General features: G+C 71.8%; 23 protein-coding genes and 2 tRNA genes. 8 read left to right on the top strand and 17 right to left on the bottom strand.

Annotated elements, in window-relative coordinates; translation table 11 throughout:
- Positions 1-90: 90 nt before the first annotated feature.
- A complete protein-coding gene (locus tag E4V99_RS12945; RefSeq protein ID WP_187270381.1) occupies positions 91-1,170 on the bottom strand; it encodes a TerC/Alx family metal homeostasis membrane protein in 1,080 nt (359 codons plus the stop codon).
- Between the two features lie 258 nt (positions 1,171-1,428).
- On the opposite strand from E4V99_RS12945, the gene E4V99_RS12940 reads away from it, so the two are divergent.
- Positions 1,429-1,986, top strand: coding sequence for a sigma-70 family RNA polymerase sigma factor (locus E4V99_RS12940; RefSeq protein ID WP_135067189.1), 558 nt, complete (start codon positions 1,429-1,431; stop codon positions 1,984-1,986).
- Positions 1,983-3,083: a DUF4349 domain-containing protein gene (locus E4V99_RS12935; protein ID WP_135067193.1), complete on the top strand. Its 1,101-nt coding sequence runs from the start codon at positions 1,983-1,985 to the stop codon at positions 3,081-3,083. Before E4V99_RS12940 ends, E4V99_RS12935 begins: the two co-directional genes overlap by 4 nt.
- Positions 3,084-3,180: 97 nt before the next feature.
- Here E4V99_RS12935 and E4V99_RS12930 read toward each other — a convergent pair whose 3' ends face one another.
- From E4V99_RS12930 to E4V99_RS18490, 3 genes are all read right to left on the bottom strand, one after another.
- A complete protein-coding gene (locus tag E4V99_RS12930; RefSeq protein ID WP_135067196.1) occupies positions 3,181-3,597 on the bottom strand; it encodes a glucose-6-phosphate dehydrogenase in 417 nt (138 codons plus the stop codon).
- A 73-nt stretch (positions 3,598-3,670) separates the two neighbouring features.
- A complete protein-coding gene (locus E4V99_RS12925; protein ID WP_135071222.1) occupies positions 3,671-4,705 on the bottom strand; it encodes a DUF561 domain-containing protein in 1,035 nt (344 codons plus the stop codon).
- A 22-nt stretch (positions 4,706-4,727) separates the two neighbouring features.
- Positions 4,728-4,868: a hypothetical protein gene (locus tag E4V99_RS18490; RefSeq protein ID WP_167747672.1), complete on the bottom strand. Its 141-nt coding sequence runs from the start codon at positions 4,866-4,868 to the stop codon at positions 4,728-4,730.
- A 129-nt stretch (positions 4,869-4,997) separates the two neighbouring features.
- Between E4V99_RS18490 and E4V99_RS18485 the strand changes: the two genes are divergently transcribed.
- The 3 genes from E4V99_RS18485 to E4V99_RS12915 all read left to right on the top strand — a co-directional run bounded on the left by E4V99_RS18485 (position 4,998) and on the right by E4V99_RS12915 (position 6,140).
- Positions 4,998-5,165 carry a hypothetical protein gene (locus E4V99_RS18485; RefSeq protein ID WP_167747771.1) on the top strand — a complete coding sequence of 56 codons (168 nt, stop codon included), beginning with the start codon at positions 4,998-5,000 and terminating at the stop codon, positions 5,163-5,165.
- Between the two features lie 116 nt (positions 5,166-5,281).
- Entirely contained in the window at positions 5,282-5,614 is a 333-nt protein-coding gene (locus E4V99_RS12920; RefSeq protein ID WP_135067199.1) for a TraR/DksA C4-type zinc finger protein, read from the top strand.
- Positions 5,615-5,636: 22 nt separating this feature from the next.
- Complete coding sequence (locus E4V99_RS12915) at positions 5,637-6,140, top strand: hypothetical protein (RefSeq protein WP_135067202.1); 504 nt, start codon at positions 5,637-5,639, stop codon at positions 6,138-6,140.
- Between the two features lie 4 nt (positions 6,141-6,144).
- Here E4V99_RS12915 and E4V99_RS12910 read toward each other — a convergent pair whose 3' ends face one another.
- The 3 genes from E4V99_RS12910 to E4V99_RS12900 all read right to left on the bottom strand — a co-directional run bounded on the left by E4V99_RS12910 (position 6,145) and on the right by E4V99_RS12900 (position 8,958).
- Entirely contained in the window at positions 6,145-7,845 is a 1,701-nt protein-coding gene (locus E4V99_RS12910) for a long-chain-fatty-acid--CoA ligase (RefSeq protein ID WP_135117509.1), read from the bottom strand.
- Positions 7,846-7,924: 79 nt separating this feature from the next.
- Positions 7,925-8,755: a class II glutamine amidotransferase gene (locus tag E4V99_RS12905; protein WP_135117508.1), complete on the bottom strand. Its 831-nt coding sequence runs from the start codon at positions 8,753-8,755 to the stop codon at positions 7,925-7,927.
- 127 nt (positions 8,756-8,882) lie between these two features.
- Positions 8,883-8,958: transfer RNA gene (locus E4V99_RS12900), tRNA-Glu, on the bottom strand.
- A 108-nt stretch (positions 8,959-9,066) separates the two neighbouring features.
- Here E4V99_RS12900 and E4V99_RS12895 point away from each other — a divergent pair.
- Positions 9,067-9,705, top strand: coding sequence for an MBL fold metallo-hydrolase (locus E4V99_RS12895; RefSeq protein WP_135117507.1), 639 nt, complete (start codon positions 9,067-9,069; stop codon positions 9,703-9,705).
- Between the two features lie 20 nt (positions 9,706-9,725).
- Here E4V99_RS12895 and E4V99_RS12890 read toward each other — a convergent pair whose 3' ends face one another.
- The 5 genes from E4V99_RS12890 to E4V99_RS12870 all read right to left on the bottom strand — a co-directional run bounded on the left by E4V99_RS12890 (position 9,726) and on the right by E4V99_RS12870 (position 13,967).
- On the bottom strand, positions 9,726-10,502 hold the full coding sequence (locus E4V99_RS12890) for a hypothetical protein (RefSeq protein WP_135117506.1): 777 nt from the start codon (positions 10,500-10,502) through the stop codon (positions 9,726-9,728).
- Positions 10,503-10,567: 65 nt separating this feature from the next.
- Entirely contained in the window at positions 10,568-11,221 is a 654-nt protein-coding gene (locus E4V99_RS12885; RefSeq protein ID WP_135117505.1) for a M23 family metallopeptidase, read from the bottom strand.
- A gap of 107 nt (positions 11,222-11,328) precedes the next feature.
- Positions 11,329-11,400: transfer RNA gene (locus tag E4V99_RS12880), tRNA-Gln, on the bottom strand.
- A gap of 70 nt (positions 11,401-11,470) precedes the next feature.
- A complete protein-coding gene (gltX, locus tag E4V99_RS12875; RefSeq protein WP_135067215.1) occupies positions 11,471-12,988 on the bottom strand; it encodes a glutamate--tRNA ligase in 1,518 nt (505 codons plus the stop codon).
- Between the two features lie 10 nt (positions 12,989-12,998).
- Positions 12,999-13,967, bottom strand: coding sequence for a LysR family transcriptional regulator (locus E4V99_RS12870; protein WP_135117504.1), 969 nt, complete (start codon positions 13,965-13,967; stop codon positions 12,999-13,001).
- Positions 13,968-14,048: 81 nt separating this feature from the next.
- On the opposite strand from E4V99_RS12870, the gene E4V99_RS12865 reads away from it, so the two are divergent.
- The gene (locus tag E4V99_RS12865; protein WP_245233183.1) at positions 14,049-15,113 is read left to right on the top strand and encodes an aminotransferase class V-fold PLP-dependent enzyme; all 1,065 of its coding nucleotides are present in this window, start codon (positions 14,049-14,051) and stop codon (positions 15,111-15,113) included.
- Here the strand turns inward: E4V99_RS12865 and E4V99_RS12860 are convergent.
- The 5 genes from E4V99_RS12860 to E4V99_RS12840 all read right to left on the bottom strand — a co-directional run bounded on the left by E4V99_RS12860 (position 15,094) and on the right by E4V99_RS12840 (position 21,045).
- Positions 15,094-16,329 carry an MFS transporter gene (locus E4V99_RS12860; protein WP_135067221.1) on the bottom strand — a complete coding sequence of 412 codons (1,236 nt, stop codon included), beginning with the start codon at positions 16,327-16,329 and terminating at the stop codon, positions 15,094-15,096. The genes E4V99_RS12865 and E4V99_RS12860 overlap by 20 nt on opposite strands.
- A complete protein-coding gene (locus E4V99_RS12855) occupies positions 16,322-17,086 on the bottom strand; it encodes a fumarylacetoacetate hydrolase family protein (protein ID WP_135067222.1) in 765 nt (254 codons plus the stop codon). The genes E4V99_RS12860 and E4V99_RS12855 overlap by 8 nt, the downstream gene beginning before the upstream one ends.
- A 198-nt stretch (positions 17,087-17,284) precedes the next feature.
- The gene (locus E4V99_RS12850) at positions 17,285-18,391 is read right to left on the bottom strand and encodes a branched-chain amino acid aminotransferase (RefSeq protein WP_135117502.1); all 1,107 of its coding nucleotides are present in this window, start codon (positions 18,389-18,391) and stop codon (positions 17,285-17,287) included.
- A 52-nt stretch (positions 18,392-18,443) separates the two neighbouring features.
- On the bottom strand, positions 18,444-19,496 hold the full coding sequence (locus E4V99_RS12845; RefSeq protein ID WP_135117501.1) for a 3-isopropylmalate dehydrogenase: 1,053 nt from the start codon (positions 19,494-19,496) through the stop codon (positions 18,444-18,446).
- Between the two features lie 25 nt (positions 19,497-19,521).
- Positions 19,522-21,045, bottom strand: coding sequence for an MFS transporter (locus tag E4V99_RS12840; protein ID WP_240742886.1), 1,524 nt, complete (start codon positions 21,043-21,045; stop codon positions 19,522-19,524).
- A 90-nt stretch (positions 21,046-21,135) separates the two neighbouring features.
- On the opposite strand from E4V99_RS12840, the gene E4V99_RS12835 reads away from it, so the two are divergent.
- On the top strand, positions 21,136-21,684 hold the full coding sequence (locus E4V99_RS12835) for a TetR/AcrR family transcriptional regulator (protein ID WP_135067230.1): 549 nt from the start codon (positions 21,136-21,138) through the stop codon (positions 21,682-21,684).
- Positions 21,685-21,702: the final 18 nt, after the last annotated feature.

The following is a 21,702-nucleotide window of genomic DNA, read 5'->3' as shown; positions in this document are numbered from 1 at the left end:
ACGCGCCCACGATACCACCGGGTCCGACGGCACCGATCACGGCGCGTCGGAGCCCCGATCCGGCCCCGCCCCCGTGTCGTCGTGCCCGGCTCAGCCCTCGCCGCGCTCGGTCGCCGAGCGCTCGACGGTGGGCGGCGTGCCCTTCTCGTCCGCCACGCGGGATGCGGCGGCCGTCGCGGTCGCGGCCGTCCGGCGGTCGCGCGCCGAGGCGAGGAGGCTCGCGATCGTGGCAACGGCCATGGCCACGACGATCACGACGAGGGAGGCCATGGTGGAGATCTCCGGCGCCCATTCGATGTGCTCGCCGCCGTTGATGAACGGCAGCTCGTTCACGTGCATGGCGTGGAAGACGAGCTTGACGCCGATGAACGCGAGGATGAACGCGATCCCGTAATGCAGGTAGCGCAGGCGGTCGAGGAGATCGCCGAGGAGGAAGTAGAGCTGGCGCAGCCCCATCAGCGCGAAGATGTTCGCGGTGAAGACGATGAAGGCGCTCTGGGTGATGCCGAAGATGGCGGGGATGGAGTCGATCGCGAAGAGCAGGTCGGTGACGCCGATCGCGACGAAGACGATGATCATCGGCGTCCACATCTTCTTGCCGCCCACGACCGTGCGGATCTTGGATCCGTCGTACTCGTCGCTGATGTCGATCATGCGGCGCAGCTGGCGGACGACGAAGCCCTCGCGTTTGGCGTCGTCGTCGTGGTCTCCGCCGGGGAAGGCCTGGCGGATCGCGGTGTAGACGAGGAATGCACCGAAGAGGTAGAAGATCGGGCTGAAGTTCTCGATGATGGTGGCGCCGACGAGGATGAACGCCCCGCGCAGCACGAGGGCGATGATGATGCCGACCATCAGCACTTCCTGCTGGTATCGGCGCGGCACCGAGAACTGCGACATGATCAGCACGAAGACGAAGAGGTTGTCGATCGAGAGGCTGTACTCGGTCAGCCATCCGGCGATGAACTGGCCCGCGTACTCGCCGCCGGCGAAGACCCACATGAGGCCGGCGAAGATGAGGGCAAGCGTCACGTAGAACACCACCCACAGCGTCGACTCGCGTGTCGAGGGGATGTGCGGCCGCTTGAGGATCAGCAGCAGGTCGGCCAGCAGGATGAGGGTGAGCACGACCAGCGAGCCGATCTCGAACCAAAGCGGCAGTTCCAGGTCCATCGGGGCCTTTCAAAAGGGTGAGGGGTCGGTAGACGCCGAAAGTCTCTCCCCGCGACGCGTGTCGCGGCGCGTACCCGGGGTCCGCCGAGGGGCCCGTGATGACGGATGCGCGCTGTCGGGATACTCCCTCTCGCGGCGTCGAGTCTACCGTCATGACCGCACACCGATCGGATGCGAGACGATCCCTGCCCGGCGGACACCTCCTCAGTGAGAGACAATGGGCCGGCGGCGCGGGGGCGCAGCCGGGGACGGGACGACATGACGCAGGAGCAGGTCGACGACGCGACGCTGGTGGCACGCGCCGCGGGCGGATCGGAGTCCGCCTTCCGTGCGCTGTACCGCGCGTATGCGCGACCGGTGTACTGGATCGCGCACCGCCTGCTCGAGAACGCCTCCGACGCCGAGGACGTGACGCAGGAGACGTTCGTCCTGGCGTGGCAGAAGATCCCCCGGCTGCAGCTGCAGGGCGCCTCGCTCCTGCCGTGGCTGGCGACGATCTGCCGGCTGCAGGCGGCCAACCGCCTGCGCGCCCGGCGCCGCGACCGCAACCGCTCGGCGGAGCTGGATGACCGCATCCCCGACACCATCGACGTCGAGAAGCAGGTGATCGACTCGGTGACGGTGGCCGCGATCCTGCGCGAAGTGGACGGCCTCAGCGACCTGGACCGCGAGATCTTCCGCCTCTGCGCCGCCGAGGGGTATGCCTACCAGGCAGCCGCCGAAGAGCTCGGCGTCGCCCACGGGGTCGTGCGCAACCGTCTCTCCCGCATCCGCACACGTGTGCGCGGTGCCGTGACCGAGACGGAGAACGCATGAACACGCACGACCTGGATGCGCCGGTACTTCCCGAATTCACCGACGAGCGCGTCGCCGCGATCGAGCGTGACGTGTTCGCGCGCATCGCGGACGACCGCCGGCGGCAGCGGCGGCGCCGCACACTCGCGTGGTCCGTCGGGGGCGCCGCGGCCGCGGTCCTCGTCGTCGCCGCGGTCATCGCCCCCGGTCTCATGGCGTCGCTGTCGGGCGGGGCGGACAGCTACTCGGTGGCGCCGGCAACCGACTCGGGCGGCTCGGAGTCGGCGGCGGCCGACCGCGCGACGGTGGGCGAAGCGGCCGTCGGCGAGAGCGTACGCGCGGTGATCTCCACGGCATCCGCGACGGTCGTCGTGGAGGACGTCGCCACCGCGGCGCAGCGGATCGCCGACGACGCGGAGGCACGCGGCGGGTATGTGGAGTCGCTCAGCGTCGACGCCGCCGCCGAGGGGATCACGGGGGGCGCGCCGGTCGACGGCCTGCGCTTCGACACCGACCAGGTGCTCATCGAGCCCGCCCCCGGGCCGGGCTCCGGTGCCGGTCGGGTCACGGTGCGCATCCCGGACGAGGATCTGGACGCCGCCATCGCCGCCCTCGCGGAGGTGGGCGAGGTCACCTCCTCGACGGTGTCACGGCAGGACGTCACGGATCAGGCGATCGATCTGCGTGCACGCGTGGCGGCGGGCGAAGCATCCGTCGCCCGGCTCACTGAGCTGCTTGCTCAGGCCGCCGACGTCGCGGACCTGATCGCCGCCGAGACCGCCCTCGCCGAGCGGCAGGCGGCGCTGGAGTCGGACCGCCAGCAGCTCGCGTGGCTCGAGGGGCAGGTGGACCTCTCGACCCTCACGGTGCAGCTCGTGCCGCGTTCGACGCCGGTCGAGGCCGACCCGGCCGGATTCACCGACGGCGTCATGGCGGGATGGAACGGGCTGGTCGCCGCCGCCAACGGCGTCGTGATCGCCGTCGGCTTCCTGCTCCCCTGGCTCGCCGTGGCCGCGGGAGCCGGGGCGGTCGTGTGGGGCATCGTCCGCCTCATCCGCCGTTCGCGCCGGGTGCGGGGCGGACGGCGCTCCCCCGGCGACGCTCCCCCGGCTCCCTGAGCCGCCGCCGCGCCGTTCAAAACTCAGGAGACACGCCGAGCCGAACCTCGGATCGGCCGCTCCCGGGCCCGATTCTCCTGAATTCTGAACCGACGAGTCAGACGACCTGGCGGCCGCACATGCCGCACTCGCCGGTGGCGGAGACCTCGACGAAGCAGTCCGGGCACATCGCGCGGACGGTGTCGGTGTCGACGGTGCGGCGCACGGGCGCCTCACGGCGCGGGGCCTTGGCCGCCGCAGGGCGGGCGGCACGAGGAGCACGCCCGGCCGGTGCGGCCGCCGCCGCGGGGGCGGGGGCTGCGGGCGTGTGCGCGGCGCAGTAGAACCGCACGAAACCGGCGTGGTGGTTGGGGTGACGGTGCTTGACGGCCCACAGCTCGGTACGTGGCAGCGGCTCGCCGCTCGCCCCACACGCGAAGCACCGTGTCGGCTCCCCGGGGGCGGCCTCCGCCGCCGGAGTCGGGACGTCGAAGGGGATCGCGTCCCGCCAATCGGATGACTGCACAACCCGCATGGCGTCTCCTCCCACTCCACCTTCCACGGTACGCGACTCCACGCGCTCCGGCGGCCACCTCGCGGTGACCTCGTCAGCGGCGCGGCGGCACTCCGGCCAGCAACTCCTCGAACACCCGACGGGCGTCCTCCTCCCGGGCGAGAGGTGCGGCCTGCCCCGCCCACAGCGACAGCAGCTCGCCGCGATCCTGCTGCGCCGCGGCGGCGCGGAAGCCGCCGGTGAGCCAGTTCTGCACCGGAAAGGGGGCGATCGCCCCCGCCGCCTCGATCTCCTGGACGGCGCGATTGGGGATGCCGCGCGCCAACCGTCCGCTCATCGCCCGCGTGAGCACCGTCTCCTCGGCGGAGGCGGCCGGGATGCCGGCGCGATGCGACTCGGGCGCGGCGGACTGACGCGTGCGCAGGAACGCCGTGCCGACCTGCACCCCGGCGGCACCGAGGGCGAAGGCGGCGGCCACACCGCGACGATCCGCGATGCCGCCCGCGGCGATCACCGGCACCGCGACCGCATCCGCCACCTGCGGCACCAGCGCCATCGTCCCCACGAGGGACTGCTCGGGGCCGCGCAGGAACGACACGCGGTGCCCGGCGGCCTCGAACCCGGTCGCCACCACCGCGTCCACTCCCCCCTCTTCCAGCGCGAGGGCCTCGGCGACGGTGGTCGCCGTTCCCACCACCGCGATGCCGCGGGCATGCGCGCGGGACACCATGTCAGGTGTCGGCACGCCGTAGACGCAGCTGACGGCGGCAGGCGCGGCCTCCAGCACGGCGTCCCACTGCTCCTGCACCGCCGGCACCACCGCGTCGGGCACCGCCGTGGGCACGGTCGCCCCGACGGCGGCGTACAGCGGCGCGACGGCGCGTGCAGCGCGGGTGAACTCCGCCGTCGGAGCGCCCGGGTCCGATTCCAGCGGCAACCACACGTTGAGGGCGAACGGACGGTCGGTGGCCGCGCGGAGAGCGCGGACGGTCTCCGCGATGCGGTCGGGCGCATACCCGTACAGACCGTAGGAACCCAGGCCGCCCGCCTCGCTCACGACGGCGACGAGCTCCACCGACGACAGCCCGCCGAACGGTCCCAGCACGATCGGGTGCTTCGTCCCGAGCATCCCGGTCAACGATTCCGCCACGTCACTCCTCTTCCTCGCGTGGTGCTCCGCATCGCCAGCACACCGCCCGCTCCACGATGGCGCCGCAGTCGGGGCACGTGGCTGCCAGCCAGCACGCGGGATCGCCGCCCGCCGGCGCGTCGTCGCGGCGCTCGAAGCTCACGAGGCCATTGTCCCCGCACGCCCCGATCCTCCGCATCCCTCGACGCCATCCTCGGACGCCACGAACGGGTGCCGGCGGGAAAACACCCCACGACTTGCCTTTTCCTGGTTCCGGGCTATGGTGAGGGCCATGTCCCGTTCCCCCCGTATCAGCGCCACGACCCCCGCCTCGCGCGGCGGCTTCTCGGCGCCCGGGACGCGACTGTCGAGCGGCCGAGCGGGGATCCTGCCGCCGCGGATGAGCGCCACGGGAGGCGTTCTGCTCTTCCGCACCTCGCACCGCGCCCCGCCGCCCTGAGCCTCTCCCGGCTCATCCGGCGCGTCGCATCTGCGGCGCGCTTTTCGTTTATGCGGTGCGGAGCGATCCGTCACCGCGCCCTCCGGCGCACCCGCCGACCGAAAGAGAAGAGAACCATGCGCACCGAAGACGCCACCTCGACCCTGCCCGCCGCGGGCCTCGACCTGACGGCCATCCGCCGCACTCTTCAGAGCGAGCTGACCGAGCGGGAGGAGAGGATCCGCCAACTCTCCCCCCACGCCGCCCCTCACCTCGACCCCGTCGCGTGGTCTGCGCTGGCGGCGGCCCGCCGCGCCGTCGAGCAGATCACCGCAGCCCTGGACAGGCTGTCCGCCGGGACCTACGGACGCTGCACCCGCTGCGACGGCGCGATCCTGCCCGCCCGCCTGGAAGTGCTGCCATCGGCCCCCACGTGCATCGATTGCCAGAACCGTGTCGAAAACGCATAGCGATCCGAGACCGCCCGCGCGCGTGGCGATCCTCGGGGACCCGCTGCCATGCCTGCGCGACCTGCGGGCACGCCCCGAGGCGGAGAGCTTCACCGACGTGGCGGACGTGCAGGGAGGCCACTCCGGGGCGGTGGTGGGAGTGGATGCGACGGCGGCGGGCAGCCGGGCGGAGTTGCGCGGGCACCTCCGCTGCATCGGCGACCTCGGCGAGGAACTGTGCCGGCGCCTGCCCGCCCTGGAGCACCTCATCCTCCTGATCGACCGCGTCGCGCTGCCTGCGGAGGACGTGCGGCGCGAGTGCGACACGGCAGCCCGCCGCATCCACACCCGCCTGGAGCAGGCGGGCGGGCGCTCGGTCATCGTGACCGCCCTGCTCACCGACGGATGCGACGACTACGCCCGGCTCGCCGACCGGGTGCTGGCCCGCTCGCGTCAGGCCGAGTCGCTCGACGCGGGCGTCGCACTCCTGTGGCGCGAGATCGCCCGCACGCCGATCGGGAGAGTCGCAGCCAACGACTACGTGTGACCCGTCAGCGTTCGGCCAGGAGCTTCTCGCGCACCTCCCGGCGCAGCACCTTGCCGATGAGCGAGCGGGGCAGCTCATCGACGACCACGAACCGGCGCGGCACCTTGTACGTGGCCAGGTGCGTGCGGCAGTAGTCCCGCAGGCCCTCCACGTCGAACTCGGCGCCGGGGCGCAGGACCACTGCCGCGGCGACGTCTTCGCCGCCGTCGCGGCGCGGCAGCGCCACCACGGCGGCCTCGGCCACATCCGGGTGCGTCTGCAGCGCGTCCTCGACCTCCGTGGGCGAGACGTTGAAGCCGCCGGTGATGATGAGCTCCTTGATCCGGTCGACGATCGTGACGAAGCCGTCGGGCGAAACGGATGCGATGTCTCCCGTGCGCAGCCAGCCGTCGGCCAGAAGCGTGGTGGCGGTCTCTTCGGGTCGCTGCCAGTACCCCTGGAAGACCTGGGGGCCGCGCAGGAGCAGCTCCCCGGTCTCGCCGAGCGGACGGTCGACGCTCGGATCGTCCGGATCGACGACGCGGATCTCGGTGCTGGGGAACGGCACACCCACCGTCCCGGGGCGGCGCGTGCGGCCCATCGGGTTGCCCACGGCCACCGGCGAGCTCTCCGTCATCCCGTACCCCTCGACGAGGATGCCTCCCGTCGCCTCCTCCCACCGCTCCACGGTCGCGACCGGCAGGCTCATCGCGCCGGAGATCGCGAACCGCACCGTGGAGAGGTCGATCGTGCCGCGGGATGCGGCCCGGGCGAGCCGGTCGTAGATCGGCGGTACGGCGGGCAGGAAGGTCGGCGGGCTCTTGCGGGACGCCTCCGTGACCAGGTCCAGGTCGAAGGTGGGGAACAGCACGAGCCTGGCGCCCATGCTCATCGCGAAACTCAGGCACAGGGTCATGCCATAGGCGTGGAAGAGCGGCAGCACCGCATAGAAGGTCTCCTCGCCGTCCACGAGCCCCGGCACCCATGCGCGCCCCTGCATCGCGTTGGCACGGAGGTTCGCGTGCGAGAGCATGGCCCCCTTCGGCGAGCCGGTCGTGCCGCTGGTGTACTGCAGGAGGGCGATGTCCTCCAGGGCGGGGCGGGGCGTCCGGCGCGGCAGCGGGCGGTGGTCGAGGAGCTTCTTCCACGCGATCCGGCGCTTGGTCCCGGGGGTCGTACTCAGGCGCTCCCGCGACTCCCGGGCCTTGGGGATCGGCAGGCGCAGCGCGGCGCGTTTGCCGAGCGGCAGGGCCTCGGTCATGTCGACGCTGACGATGTGCTCGACGGCGAGGTCGGACGGGAAGCCCGCGACGGTGTCGACGCACTTGTCCCACACGATCGCGAATCGCGCCCCGTGGTCTTCGAACTGGTGGCGGAGTTCACGGGCGGTGTAGAGCGGGTTGTGCTCCACCACGATGGCGCCCAGGCGCAGCGCGGCGAAGAAGGCCACGACGTGCTGAGGGCAGTTCGGCAGGACGAGGGCGACCCGGTCGCCCTTGCGGACGCCGAGGCGCCGCATCCCCTCGGCGGCCCGCGCGATCTGCTCGCCCAGGCTCCGGTAGGTCGTGACCGCGCCGAAGAACTCCAGCGCGGGCCGGCGTCCGAACCGCGCCACGCTCGCGTCGATCATGTCGGTCAGGGTCTGCGAGGGCTCCGCGATGTCGGCGGGCACACCTTCGGCATACGCGTCGAGCCACGGACGGGAGGCGTAGGGGTGGGAGGGCATGTGTCCATTTTCCCTCGCCGCTGCCGGCGCACCGACGAGGAAGCTCGCCACCAAGAGATGTGGTAAGGCCTCGGCGAAACTAGGCTGCGGCGAGGAAGGGGCGCTGGTGATAGCCCGACGAGTCGACCGTGAGCACGGTCGACTCCGGCACCTCGATGAAGGCTCCGGGCAGGTCGTTGAGCGGCTCGGACACGATCAGCCGGGCTCGCGGGCCGAAGAGCTTCAGCCGTTCGGCGTCGGGGTACATCGCCTGCAGCGTTTCGACGTCGGCGGAGTGGAACAGGGTCCGCGTCCGCCGCTCGGACGAATACCGGAACGCCCACACCGTGGCGCCGTCGGAGACGGCGACGGTCCCCTGCAGCGGGAACGGCACGCCGTGATCGCGCCCGACGTCCTCCACGTGGCGGATCGCCGCGCCCAGACCGGCGATCGGGTCGTCCTGCAGACCGAGCGTGAGGGCGAGGTGGAAGAGCACCTCCGAATCGGTGCTGCCGAGGATGTGCGGGTACAACGACGGGTCCACCGCGAAGGTCAGAGCGCGCTTGAGCGTGGGGAACTGCGCGATCGACCCATTGTGCATGAACATCCAGTTCTCGTAGCGGAACGGATGGCAGTTCGTCTGCTGCACGGGTGCCCACGTGGCCGCCCGAACGTGGCTGAAGAACAGCGAACTGCGGATGCTGCGGGTGAGTTCGCGGAGATTCCGGTCGTTCCAGGCCGGCTCCGTGCTGTGGAACAGCGCCGGCTCGCTGCCGTCGTCGGGGTACCAGCCGAACCCGAACCCGTCGCCGTTGACCGTCTCGGCACCGAGGGCGGAGCGGAGGGACTGCGCGACCAGCGAGTGCTGCGAATCGAGGACGACCGTGGAGGGCCGGAGCGCTTCACCCGAGTAGGCCAGCCATCGGCACATGTCGCACCGCCTTCTCGCCATCCGGGCCGTGACGACACGATAGGTCAGGGCGCCATCGGGCACCAGTGACCGCGATCGCCCGGAAACCGAGAAGCGCCCGTCCGTTCGGACGAGCGCTTCTCGGTGTTGGTGACCCCAGCGGGATTCGAACCCGCGTTACCGCCGTGAGAGGGCGGCGTACTAGGCCGCTATACGATGGGGCCGTCAGGCAACCGTTCGATTATGCCACGCCCCGAACGGCCCGACCAAATCGGCGCGCCCCGGCGGCGCGTCGGTTGCCGTCGCCGGGCCGGGGCGGTTGACTCGCCGGTATGCGAGTGACCAAGTACGAGCACGCGGCGCTGCGCCTCGAGGTGTCGGGCAAGCAGCTGATCATCGACCCCGGTGTGTACACCACGCCCCTCACCGACCTCGGGAACGTGATCGGCATCGTGCTCACGCACGAGCATCCCGATCACTGGACGCCCGACCACCTCGACCGCATCCTCAAGGCCACCGGCGGCGTGCCGATCTTCGCGCCGGCCGGCGTGGCGGCAGCCGCCGCCGGTTACGACATCACGGTGGTGGCCCCTGGCGACCGCGTGGAACTGGGGCCCTTCCACCTGGAGTTCTTCGGCGGGCGGCACGCCGTGATCCACGAGTCCATCCCCGTGATCGACAACGTGGGCGTGCTGGTGAACGGGGTCTTCTATTACCCCGGCGACTCCTACGCGGTCCCCAGAGGCGCCGACGTGCAGCTGCTGGCGGCGCCGATCGGCGCGCCGTGGCTGAAGATCGGCGAGGCGATGGACTTCGTCCTCGCCGTGGCGCCGCGCCGTGCCTTCGGCACGCACGATATGACGCTGTCGGTGGCGGGACGTGGAATGGGACGCGCGCGGCTGACATGGGCCACGGAGCAGGGCGGCGGGGAGTTCCTCGAACTGGAGCCCGGGGACAGCGCCGACATCTGACGGCGCCCGGTCCTCGCGCGTCAGGGTGCGTCCAGTGGAGCGCGGACCCACACGTGCACGCGCGATCCGACGTGCTCGAAGCGCAGGAAGCTGTCGGGCGGCAGGTCGCCGAACACCTGTTCCCGCATCCCCCGCCACACCCGCAGGTCGATGACGGGATCCAGGCCCGCCGGAGTGCAGTTGAAGCCCAGCACGCCGTAGCGGTCGGCGTCGATCACGAGGCACCGGTCGCCCGTGTCGGCCAGGACGACCCACACCTGAAGCGACTCGTACGCTTCGAAGCGCTGCACCTCGGCGACGGTGACCCCGGCGGCGTCCAGGAACCCCTGTCGCGCCAGGCGTTCGCCGTCGACGCCGGCGGGGATGCGTCCCAGACTCCGGTCGGACTGCGGCGCCGCCAGCTGCGCCCCGCCCCACGCGATCGCCACGACGAGCACGAATGCGATCGCGATCGCGACCATGCGCCGGCGGGCGATCCATCCCTTCGCCGACGCTGCGGCATCGCGGAGGCGTCGCCGCAGCGGGGTGCGGGTCACGGGCTGCGGGGCAGGCGCCGCGGGCTCCTGGGGTGCCCACGCGTCGCGCGCGACCGGTGGCGCGGCATCCGTCGCCGGCGCGGGGCGTTCTGCTCGTGGGGACGGCGCGGGGACGGAGGCCGGGTGCGACGCCGACTCGAGCGCTGCCAGACGTGCCAGCGCCGCCGTATCGGCGGCGATGTCGGGGTGGGGCCCGTAGGCCCGCTGACGCAGGGCGGCGAGCTCCTGAGCTTCCTCAGGACTCAGCGCCGTCGCGTCCATGATTCATTATCGCCACCGCAGCCCCGGGGGCTACCGGTCCCGGCCCGCCGATGCACGCGACGCGCTCATCCGGGGGCTCCCGTGACGATGGTCCCGCCGGCGGGAAGACGGCCGCCGAAGGTGACCGGAATCGCAGCCGCCGACGACGGATCGGTGCCGTCCATCGCCTGCACGTGCACATGGGGCTCCGTGCTGTTGCCGGAGTTGCCGCACTCCCCCACCCCGTCCCCGACGGCGACGCGCTCGCCGGGCGCGACCCGGATGCTCCCCCGGCGGAGGTGGCACACCGCGACGACGACGCCGGAACGCGGAGCGATCAGAACGTGATTGCCCGCCAGCGCCTGCCAACCCGCCGCCACGCGCCCGGCCTGCGTGAGCGCGTACCAGAGCGAGGGAAGGCCCCGGAAGGCCGCGTGGTCGTCCTCCCCGTCGTGCACGGCGACGACCGTGCCGGTCACAGGCGCCAGAACCGGCCGCCCGAATCCGACGAATACGTCCGCCGGCTCGGGGCGCACGAGCGTGCGGCCCGTGATCGCCCCCGACCGGCCGGCGCCGTCGACGGGGACGAAGTCGATCGCGAAGGCGGTGGCGAACCGCTGCGTGCCGTGACTGGGTACGCGATCGGCGGGGCTGTTCTGCACGAGGCAGCGCCCTCGGAACGGATACGCGAGGTCTATCCCGGCTCTCTCGCCGTGATGATCCCGCTCCAGCGACGCCATGCGCCCAGTGTGCACCCACGTCACCGCGAAGACGGGCCGGCCCGAACGACGGCGGGAAAGCAAGAAGCCCGGCTCCGCGTGATGCGGACCGGGCTTTCTGCGTCTTGCTGGGGTACCTGGACTCGAACCAAGAACAACGGTACCAGAAACCGCCGTGTTGCCAATTACACCATACCCCACCGGGTCAGAACCGAAGTCCTGCCGAGGATCGAGTCTACGCGACGGCGACGGCGGCTCCAAACCGGCGTGTCATCGCGCCAGGTGTTCGACCAGCGCGCCCAGGCGCCGGATGCTCTCCGGCTTGCCCAGCAGCTCCATCGATTCGAACAGCGGCGGCGACACACGGCGCCCGGTGAGGGCGACGCGCGGCGGCCCGTAGGCCACGCGGGGCTTGAGCCCGAGCTCCTCCACGAGCGCGCGGGAGAGCGCTTCCTGCACGCCGGCGGCGGTGAACTCGGCCTCCGGGACCAGTTCCAGCGCACCCACGCACGCCACCAGCACCTCCGCGGCGTTGGCCGGGAGCCCCTTGAGCGCATCCGCCTCGTACGTCACGTCGTCGACGAAGAGGAAGCCCAGCATGCCCGGCACCTGTCCCAGCAGCTGCACCCGCTCCTGGACGAGCGGGGCGGCAGCGTCGATGAGCACCTGCTGCGCGGGCGTGGGTGGCTCCTGCACGAGCCCGGCGTGCGCGAGGTAGGGCACGATGCGCTCCGCGAAGTCGGCAGGCTGCAGCATCCGGATGTGGTCGCCGTTGATCGACTCGGCCTTGGTCTGGTCGAACCGCGCGGGATTCGGATTGACGTCGGCGATGTCGAAGGCGGCCACCAGCTCGTCGAGGGAGAACACGTCGCGGTCGGGAGCGATCGACCATCCGAGCAGCGCGAGGTAGTTGAGCAGGCCCTCGTGGATGAAGCCCTTCTCGCGCTGGAGGAAGAGGTCGGCCTGCGGATCGCGCTTGGAGAGCTTCTTGTTGCCCGTCTCCCCCAGCACGAGCGGCATGTGCCCGAACCGGGGGACGAAGTCGGTGACACCGGCGTCGATGAGCGCGCCGTACAAGGCCAGCTGACGCGCCGTGGACGGCATGAGGTCTTCGCCGCGGATGACGTGCGTGATGCCCATCAGCGCGTCGTCCACCGGGTTCACGAACGTGTAGAGCGGCACTCCGCCTGCCCGCACGAGAACGAAGTCGGGGAAGGTGCCGGCGGGGAAGGTGACTTCGCCGCGGATGAGGTCGACGTAGGTGAGGTCTTCGTCGGGCACCCGCAGGCGCCACGCCGGCTCGCGCCCCTCGGCGCGGAAGGCGGCCTTCTGCTCGTCGGTGAGGTGGCGGTCGAAGTTGTCGTAGCCCAGCTGCTTGGCTCGGCCGTTGGCCTCGTTGCGTGCGTCGATCTCGGCGGCGGTGGAGTAGCTCTCGTACACCGCCCCGGATGCCACGAGCTTCGCCAGCACGTCGCGGTACACGTCGTGACGCTGCGACTGCCGGTACGGCGCGTGGGGCCCGCCCACCTCGACGCCCTCGTCCCAGTCGATGCGCAGCCACCGCAGCGCGTCGAGGAGCTGCTGGTAGCTCTCCTCGCTGTCACGGGCGGCGTCGGTGTCTTCGATACGGAAGACCAGCTTGCCGCCGTTGTGGCGCGCGTACGCCCAGTTGAACAGCGCCGTGCGGATCAGTCCGACGTGCGGAAGCCCCGTCGGCGAAGGGCAGAAGCGGACGCGGACGTCGGCGCCGGAGGCGGTGGTGGTACGGGGATCGGGCGAGGAAGGCATCCGTCCGATCCTAGTCGCCGGAGCCGAGCGCTTCCCGGGCCCACGGACCCTCGAGCACGTCGGCCACCGTCTCCAGCGTCGCGCGGATGAGGGGGACGCGGTCCGCCCCGCCGGCGGTGACGACGTGCAGTGCCCGCGCCTCGCTGCGCGGCAGCCGCCGCGCGGTGATGCCGGCCAGCAGCGGGAAGGACGCCAGCGCCATCGCCGGCAGCAGCGCGACCCCGAGCCCCTGCGCGACGAGGCTCTCCACGGCGACGTAGTTGTCGGTCTCGTAGCCGATGTCGGGCGTGAACCCGGCACGGGCGCACGCTTCGAGCAGGTGCCCTCGGCACTGCGGGCATCCCGCGATCCAGCGCTCCCCCGCCAGCAGCGCGAGCTCCGCGTCGGCGGGAGCCGCGGCCGGGTGGCCCTCCGGCATGACGACGTACAGATCGTCGTGACCCACTGTGCGCACGGAGAGCCCCGTCGCGCTCTCCCCGTGCGGATCGCCGCGATCGCCGGCATAGCTGAAGGTGAGGGCGATGTCGGCGCGGTCCTCGCGCACCGCGGCGATCGCCTCGGCCGGCTCGAACTCCACGAAACGGAGTTCGACGCCCGGCCGCCTCATCGAGATCGCGGCGATGACGCGAGGCACGAGCGTGGCGGACGCGGACGGGAAGGCAGCGATGCGCACGCGCCCCGCCCGCAGCCCGCGGAGCTCGGCAAGGTCTCCAGTGGCCGCCTCCAGTGCGGTCGTCACCACAGCGGCGTGGCGCGCGAGCACCCGTCCGGCCTCCGTCAGGCGCACGCCGCGGCCGACCCTCTCGATCAGCGGCATTCCCGCCTTCCGCTCGAGGCGGCGCAGCTGCTGGCTGACGGCGGGCTGGCTGTAGCCCAGGTGCCGCGCGGCGGCCGTCACCGAGCCATGATCGGCCACCGCCTTCACGACGCGCAGGGCGTGCGCGTCGACGCCGTCATCGACCAGAGGGTGATCGGTCATCCCCGGATCATAAGCGCGGGGCATGGATGGCATCCAGACCCTGTCGTGGTGCGATGCCTCGCGAGGGAGGAACCTCGAAGCGTGACCTCACCATCGCCCCTCCCCCTCGCCGATGCCCGGAGCGCCTTCACCAGTGGCCGCGACTACCTGTCCGCCTGCACGATGGGCCTCCCCCCGCGCGCCACGGTCGACGCCGTGACCGCCGACCTGGCCGCAGCCGCCGCCGGCCGCCCCGACGTGGCGGCGGCCGTGCACGACACCGAGCGGTCGCGTGCCGCGTACGCGCGACTGGTGCACGCGGAGGTGGACGACGTGGCGATCGCCGCTCAGGTCTCGGTCGCGGTATCGATGGTCGCCGCGTCCGCCCCCGACGGTGCCGAGATCCTGTGCGCCGACGGCGACTTCTCCTCCGTCATGCTGCCGTTCGCGCAGACCGGCCGCGGCGTGCGCGTGCGCACGGCGCCCCTGGCCGATCTGGCCGCCGCGGTCGGTCCGGACACGTGGCTGGTCGCGTACTCGCTCGTGCAGTCGGCCACCGGCGAGATCGCGGATGCCGACGCGATCAGCCGCGCAGCGCGTGCGGTCGGCGCATGGACGCTGTGCGACCTCTCCCAAGCGGTGGGCTGGCTGCCGGTCACCGCCTCCTGGTTCGACGCGAGCGTGTGCCACGCCTACAAGTGGCTCTGCGCGCCACGCGGGGTGGCCTTCGTCACCGTGACCAAGGAGTTCGGCGAGCACCTGCGGCCGGTGCAGGGCGGCTGGTATGCCGGTGAGGATCCGTGGGCGTCGTGCTACGGCGTCGACATCGAATTCGCCGCATCCGCCCGCCGGTTCGACGTGTCGCCGGCGTGGCAGGCGTTCGTAGGCGCCGCCCCGGCGCTGGAGCTGTTCGCCGACGTGGACGCCGACGCGCTGCACGATCACGCCACGGGGCTCGCCGCCGCATTCCGCGAGGGGATGGGCCTCCCCTCGCCCGCGCGGCAGTCGGCGATCGTGACGTGGCCCGACGCCGATGGGGCCGCACTGGGGCGCCTGCGGGCGGCGGGGATCACGGCGTCCGGACGCGCCGGACGCGCGCGGGTCGGGTTCCACCTGTTCAACGACGCCGAGGACGTCGCGCGGGCTCTCACCGCGCTCGGGCGTTGACGGCGACGGGGGCGCCGATGGACACGGCGACCACGAGAACGAGAGCCACGAGGGCGAGCCCGCCGTAGCCGATGCCGGCCAGCACGAATCCGGCCACGACGGCGCCGGCGGCGCCGACGAGGCTCATCGTGAAGTCGCTCAGCCCCTGGCGGCGCGTGCGGATCTCCTCCGCGGAGACCTCCGTCAGCAGCGCCGACCCGGACACGGTCGTGGCGCTCCATCCGAGTCCGAGCAGGACGAGCGCCGTGGTGACGGCAGGCATGCTGTCGGCTCCCACTGCCGCGAGGATCAGTGCGGCCGCCAGGAGCACCTGACCCACGAGGATCGTCCAGCCCCGCCCGATCCGGTCGGAGAGGATTCCGAACACCGGTGACAGCGCGAACATCCCGGCGACATGGAGGCTGATGGTCAGGCCCACCACCGACAGGCTGGCGCCGTGATGCACGAGGTGCACGGGGGTCATCGCCATCACCGAGACCATGACGGCGTGGGCGCCGGCCACCGCGAAGATGGCGTACCGGGCCACCGCGGGGCGATCGGGATGCGTCATCGCCCCTCCCGAGGCGGCGTCGCGCACCGCCACCCGGGCGGCCAGCAGCAGTGGATCCGGGCGGAGCCACACCAGGTACACGACGACCGCCAGCACCTGGCCGACGATCGTGAACAGGTACGGGCCGGTGAGGGCGGGCATGGCGAACACGGCGCCGATCGCCTCTCCCGGCCCCACCAGGTTCGGCCCCAGCACGACACCGATGGTGGTCGCCCACACCACCAGCGACAGCGACCTGCCGCGCGTGGCGTCGGTGGCGAGGTCGGTGGCGGCGAAGCGCGACTGCAGATTCACGGCCTGCCCCGCACCCACGAGCGCGAACGCGATCAGCAGCAGCGGGAAGGAACCCACCGTGGTGGCGACGAGGACGAGGAGCACCCCGGCCAGGGCGACGAGCATGCCGGTCGTCAGGCTCAGCCTCCGTCCGCGGCGCCGTGCCAGTTGGGCGAGCGGGATCGCGGCCAGCGCCGTGCCGAAGGTGAGGGAGGCGGTGGCGAGCCCGGCGACGGACTCATCGCCGGCCACGTCGGCCGCCAGCAGGACGCCGAGCGACAGGCTCGCCCCGAAGGCCACACCGCCGAGCACCTGGGCGGCGGCGAGGACGGCGACCGTGCGACGCTGGATGCCGGCGAGCCGGGAAGCGACGGGAAGGTCGGTGTCAGGCATCCCGCGCCGTGTTGCGGAGCACGCCGATGCCTGAGATCTCGACCTCGACGGCGTCGCCTGCCTCGAAGGGTCCGACACCGGCGGGCGTGCCGGTGAGGATGACGTCGCCGGGAAGCAGCGTGAACGCGGCGGAGGCGTACGCGATGATGTCGGCGACGGAGTGGATCATGTCCGTCAGGGGTGCCTGCTGCTTCACCTCGCCGTTCAGGCGCGTCGTCAGCACGGCGGCGGTGGCGTCGAACTCGGTCTCGATCACCGGCCCGAGGGGGCAGAAGGTGTCGAATCCCTTGGCGCGGGACCACTGCCCGTCGCTGCGCTGCAGGTCGCGGGCCGTCACGTCGTCGGCGACGGTATAGCCGAAGACGTACTCGAGCGCGCGCTCGGCGGGGACGTTCTTCGCGATCCGCCCGATGACCGCCGCCAGTTCACCCTCGAAGTGGGTGTTGTGCGACTGCGGCGGGCGGACGATGACGTCTCCGGGGCCGATGACGGCGGTGTTGGGTTTGAGGAACAGCAGCGGTTCGGCCGGGGCCTCTCCGCCCATCTCGGCGGCGTGATCGGCGTAGTTCTTGCCGACGCACACGACCTTGGAGCGCGGGATGACCGGCGCCAGGAGCGCGACGTCGCCGAGCGGCACGCGCTCGCCCGTCGTGTCGAATCCGGCGAACATGGGGTCTCCGGCGAGGACGACGAGTTCGCCCTCGTCGACGATGCCGTAGCGGATGGCGTCCTGGTGGCTGAAGCGCGCGATCTTCACCCGCTCAGCCTACCGACCGCCACCCCCACCGCACCGCGTCCCCCTCCCCCCGCCCCGCTCGAACCCGCGAGACTGCACGCACCCGGCGAGACCGCGACATCATGTCGCGGTCTCGCCGGTGCGGTGCAGTCTCGCGGTCCGGGGTGGGTCCGCGGGGCGGGCCGGCGGGGGCCGGCGGGCGGGGCGGATCCGGAACGGTCAGGCGTCGAGGCGGACGAGCCAGTTGTGGCGGTCTTCGGCGCGGCCGTACTGGATGTCGGTCAGCTCCTGGCGCAGCTCCAGGGCGAGGGAGCCGGTGGGCTGCTGGTCGATGAAGTCGCTGCCCTTGAGCGTGCCGATGGGGGTCACGACAGCGGCGGTGCCGCACGCGAAGACCTCGGTGATGTCGCCGGATGCGACGCCCTCGCGCCACTCGTCGAGCGAGATCGCGCGTCCCTGCACCGTGTGCCCGCGGTCGCGGGCGAGCTGCAGGATCGAGTCGCGCGTGATCCCCTCGAGGATGCTCGGGGACTCGGGGGTCACGAGCGTGCCGTCCTTGTAGACGAACACGATGTTCATGCCGCCGAGCTCCTCGACGTTGCGCTTCTCGTCCAGGAACACGACCTGATCGCACTCGTGCTCGTACGCCTCGGACTGCGGCAGGAGGCTCGCGGCGTAGTTGCCGCCGGTCTTGGCCGCTCCCGTGCCGCCGCGGCCGGCGCGCGCGTAGTCCTCGCTGAGCCAGATCGACACCGGCTGCACGCCGCCCTTGAAGTACGCGCCCGCGGGGCTGGCGATGAGGTAGTACGCCACCTTGTGCGCGGGGCGGACGCCCAGGAACGCCTCCTTGGCGAACATGAAGGGCCGCAGGTACAGGCTCTGGTCCTCGCCGGAGGGCACCCAGTCGCCGTCGAGGGCGATCAGCTCCCGCAGCGACTGCACGAAGTACGGTACGGGCAGCTCGGGCAGGGCAAGGCGCCGTGCGCTGCGCTGCATCCGCCGTGCGTTCTGATCGGGGCGGAAGGTGTGGATCGAGCCGTCGGCATGACGATAGGCCTTGATGCCCTCGAAGACCTCCTGCCCGTAGTGCAGCACCGCGGCGGCGGGGTCGAGGGAGATCGGACCGTACGGCGACACGCGCGGGCGATGCCATCCGCCGCGCACCGACCAGCAGATGTCGACCATGTGGTCGGTGAAGCTCATGCCGAATCCGGGGTTGGCGAGGATCTCCGCGCGCTGTGCCGGCGACTTCGCGGCGAGGTTGCGGGTGACGGCGAACTCGAGCGGGTCGAGTCCGGTGTCGGGATCGGTGTCGATGAGAGTCATGTTCGTCCTGGCGGGTCGGGGAGCAGTACGGCGGCGCGAGCTCGGTCTCAGACTACGCCTGGAGCCGAGCGACGATCGCGTCGCCGATCTGCGTCGTGGTGCGGGCGGTGGCGCCCCGGGCTGCGATGTCCTCTTCGACCGCGTGGGTGATGCGCTCGGCCGCCTCCCGCAGCCCGAGGTGATCGAGCAGGAGGGAGACGGAGAGGATGGCCGCGGTGGGGTCGGCCTTGTGCTGTCCCGCGATGTCGGGCGCCGATCCGTGCACGGGCTCGAACGTCGAGGGGAGGACGCCGTCGGGATTGATGCTGCCCGAGGCGGCGAGGCCGATGCCACCGGTGACGGCGCCGGCCAGGTCCGTGAGGATGTCGCCGAAGAGGTTGTCGGTGACGATCACGTCGAAGCGGCCCGGGTTCGTGACCAGGAAGATCGTGGCCGCGTCGACGTGCAGGTAGTCTACGGCCACCTCGGGGTATTCGGCCGAGACGGCGTCGACGACGCGCTTCCAGATGCCGCCGGCGTGCACGAGCACGTTGGTCTTGTGCACGAGTGTGAGCGCGCGGCGCCGCCGCTGGGCCAGTTCGAACGCGTAGCGGACGACCCGCTCGACGCCGAAGGCGGTGTTGACGGAGGTCTCGTTGGCGATCTCGTGCGGTGTGCCGCGGCGGATCGAGCCGCCGTTGCCGACGTAGGCGCCTTCGGTCCCCTCCCGCACCACGACGAAGTCGATCTCGCCGGGGTCGGCGAGCGGACCCGTGGAACCGGGGTACAGCTTGGAGGGGCGGAGGTTGACGTACTGGTCGAACTCGAAGCGCAGCCGCAGCAGCAGACCGCGCTCGATGTTGGCGTCCTTCAGCCGCGGATCGCCGGGCACTCCCCCGACCGCGCCGAGCAGGATCGCGTCGTGCGCGCGGAGGGCCTCCAGGTCGTCGTCGGTGAGCGTGTCGCCGGTCTCGAGGTAGCGCCCGGCGCCGAGGGAGAAGTGCGTGCGCTCGAACGTGACGTCGCTGCCGGCCGTGACGGCGTCGAGCACCTTGACCGCTTCGGCGATGACTTCAGGACCGATGCCGTCGCCGGGGACGACGGCGAGCTTGACGACACGCGACATGGCACTCCTTGCAGGAACCGGCGCGTCAGGACTTCGCGCCGCGGGATCCTCCCAGGCTAGCGGCCGCGACGACCCCGGCCACGACGATCAGCCCCGCGCCGATGAGTGCGGTCACGACCACGCCCGAGTCGAACGCATGCGCGGCGGCCTCATGCAGGGCAGCCCCCACATCGGGCGGCAGGGCGGATGCGGCGGCCACCGCTCCCGCGAGGGTCTCGCGCGCAGCATCCGCCGCGGCATCCGGAACTCCCGGCGGGATGACCAGGCCGGCGCGATACAGGGCGGTGAGGATGCCACCGAGGATCGCGGTGCCCAGCACCGCACCCAGCTCGTAGGCCGTCTCGGACACGGCGCTGGCAGCGCCCGACTTCGCCGAGGGGGCGCTGGAGAGGATCAGCTCGTTGGAGACCGTCTCGGCCGCGCCGATGCCGATGCCCAGGGCCGCGAAGGCCGCGATGAGCACGGGCAGGTTGCCGGCGGCGAAGGCCACCACGGCGTACGCGACGACGGAGAACAGCAGCGCGGCAGGCACCACGATGCGGGCGGGGAAGCGCTTGGCGATCGGAACGACGAGGAGGCCGGAGGCGATCATCGCCACGAGCCCTGGCACGAGCGCGAGCCCGGCCTGCATGGGCGGGAGCCCTACGACCAGCTGCAGATGCTGCGCGGCGAAGTACAGGAAGCCCACGAGTCCCACGACACTCAGGAGATTGACCACGATCGCCCCCGAGAACGTGCCCTGCCGGAACAGGCTCATGTCGAGCATGGGGGTCTCCAGGCGCAGCTGCCGCCGGACGAAGAGCACGCCCACGGCGACCCCGAGCACGAACATGACGGGCGCGATGCTGACCACGCCGTGCACCGCGAGCTCCTTGATGCCGTAGACGATCGGGATCATCGTCCCGAGCGACAACAGGATGCTGAGCGGATCGGCGCGCCCCGGGCTGGGGTCGCGGCTCTCCGGGACCAGGAGGGGTCCGAGGATCAGCAGCGGGATGAGGACCGGCACGGCCAGGAGGAAGACCGAGCCCCACGCGAAGTGCTCCAGGAGGAGCCCGCCCACGATGGGGCCGAGGGCCGAGCCGGCCGAGAACCCGGACGCCCAGATGGCGATGGCGATGCGGCGCTGGTCACGGTCACGGAAGATCGTGCGCAGGAGCGAGAGCGTCGAGGGCATGAGCATCGCCCCGAACACGCCCAGGAGCGCCCGCGCGAGGATCAGCAGCGACGCCGTCGGTGCGAACGCGGCCAGGGCGGAGACGACCCCGAAGCCGGTGGCGCCCAGCAGGAGCATCTTGCGGCGCCCGAACCGGTCGCCGAGGGTGCCCATGGTCACGAGCAGTCCGGCCAGCACCAGCGGGTAGGCGTCGATGATCCACAGCTGCTCGATACTCGTGGGTTCGAGGTCCAGGGCGATCGCCGGCAGCGCGAAGCTGAGCACGGTGTTGTCGACCGAGACCAGGAGCACCGGCAGCATGAGCACGACGAGCGCCACCCAGCCGCGCCAATCGGCTCGGAGGGTGGGCAGGGTCGAGGTGGGTTGTGACATCTGAAGCATGTGCGCGCGAAAGCCTAACTGAACCGTCCAGCCGGTATAGTAACACGAGACCCTTTCCCCACCCCTGGACCCGAGCACGCCATGAGCAGACCACCCCGCGCCCGCGAGAGCGTCCTGGACGCCTTCGCCGCCATCCTCGCCGCCGAGGGCGACCGGGCCGCCACGATGGATGCCACGGCCCGCGCCGCGGGGGTGTCCAAGGGCGGGCTCCTGTATCACTTCGCCTCGAAGGACGCGCTCGAAGCCGGCCTCATCAGCCGCATGGAGGCCCTCGCCGCCGAGGACATCGCGCAGATCAAGCAGTCGCCCGAGGGTGCCGTGGCCGCCTTCATGCGCACGTCGCTGCACAGCGGTACGCCCTTGGACAACTCCATCGTGGCCGTGTCGCGCCTGGCGCAGAACGGCTGCGCGCCCGCCGTGGCCGCCCTGCGCCGCATCCGGGAGTCGTGGGAGGAGGCCATCCGCCCGCACGCGCGCGACGAGACCGCTCTGCAGCTGATCATGCTCGTCAGCGACGGTCTCTACTTCAACAACGCCCTGACGGTCGGCTCCGTCCCCGGCCCCGTCCCCACCGGCGCCGAGCTGGACGCGCTCATCGCGCTCGTGCAGTCCGCCGCATCCGCCGACTGACCCGGCGGGGCGCGCGGA

The organism is Microbacterium sp. dk485 (assembly GCF_004570445.1).
In the GTDB taxonomy this organism is placed as follows: Bacteria; Actinomycetota; Actinomycetes; order Actinomycetales; family Microbacteriaceae; genus Microbacterium; species Microbacterium wangchenii.
This window is presented reverse-complemented; position numbering and strand designations above follow the sequence as displayed.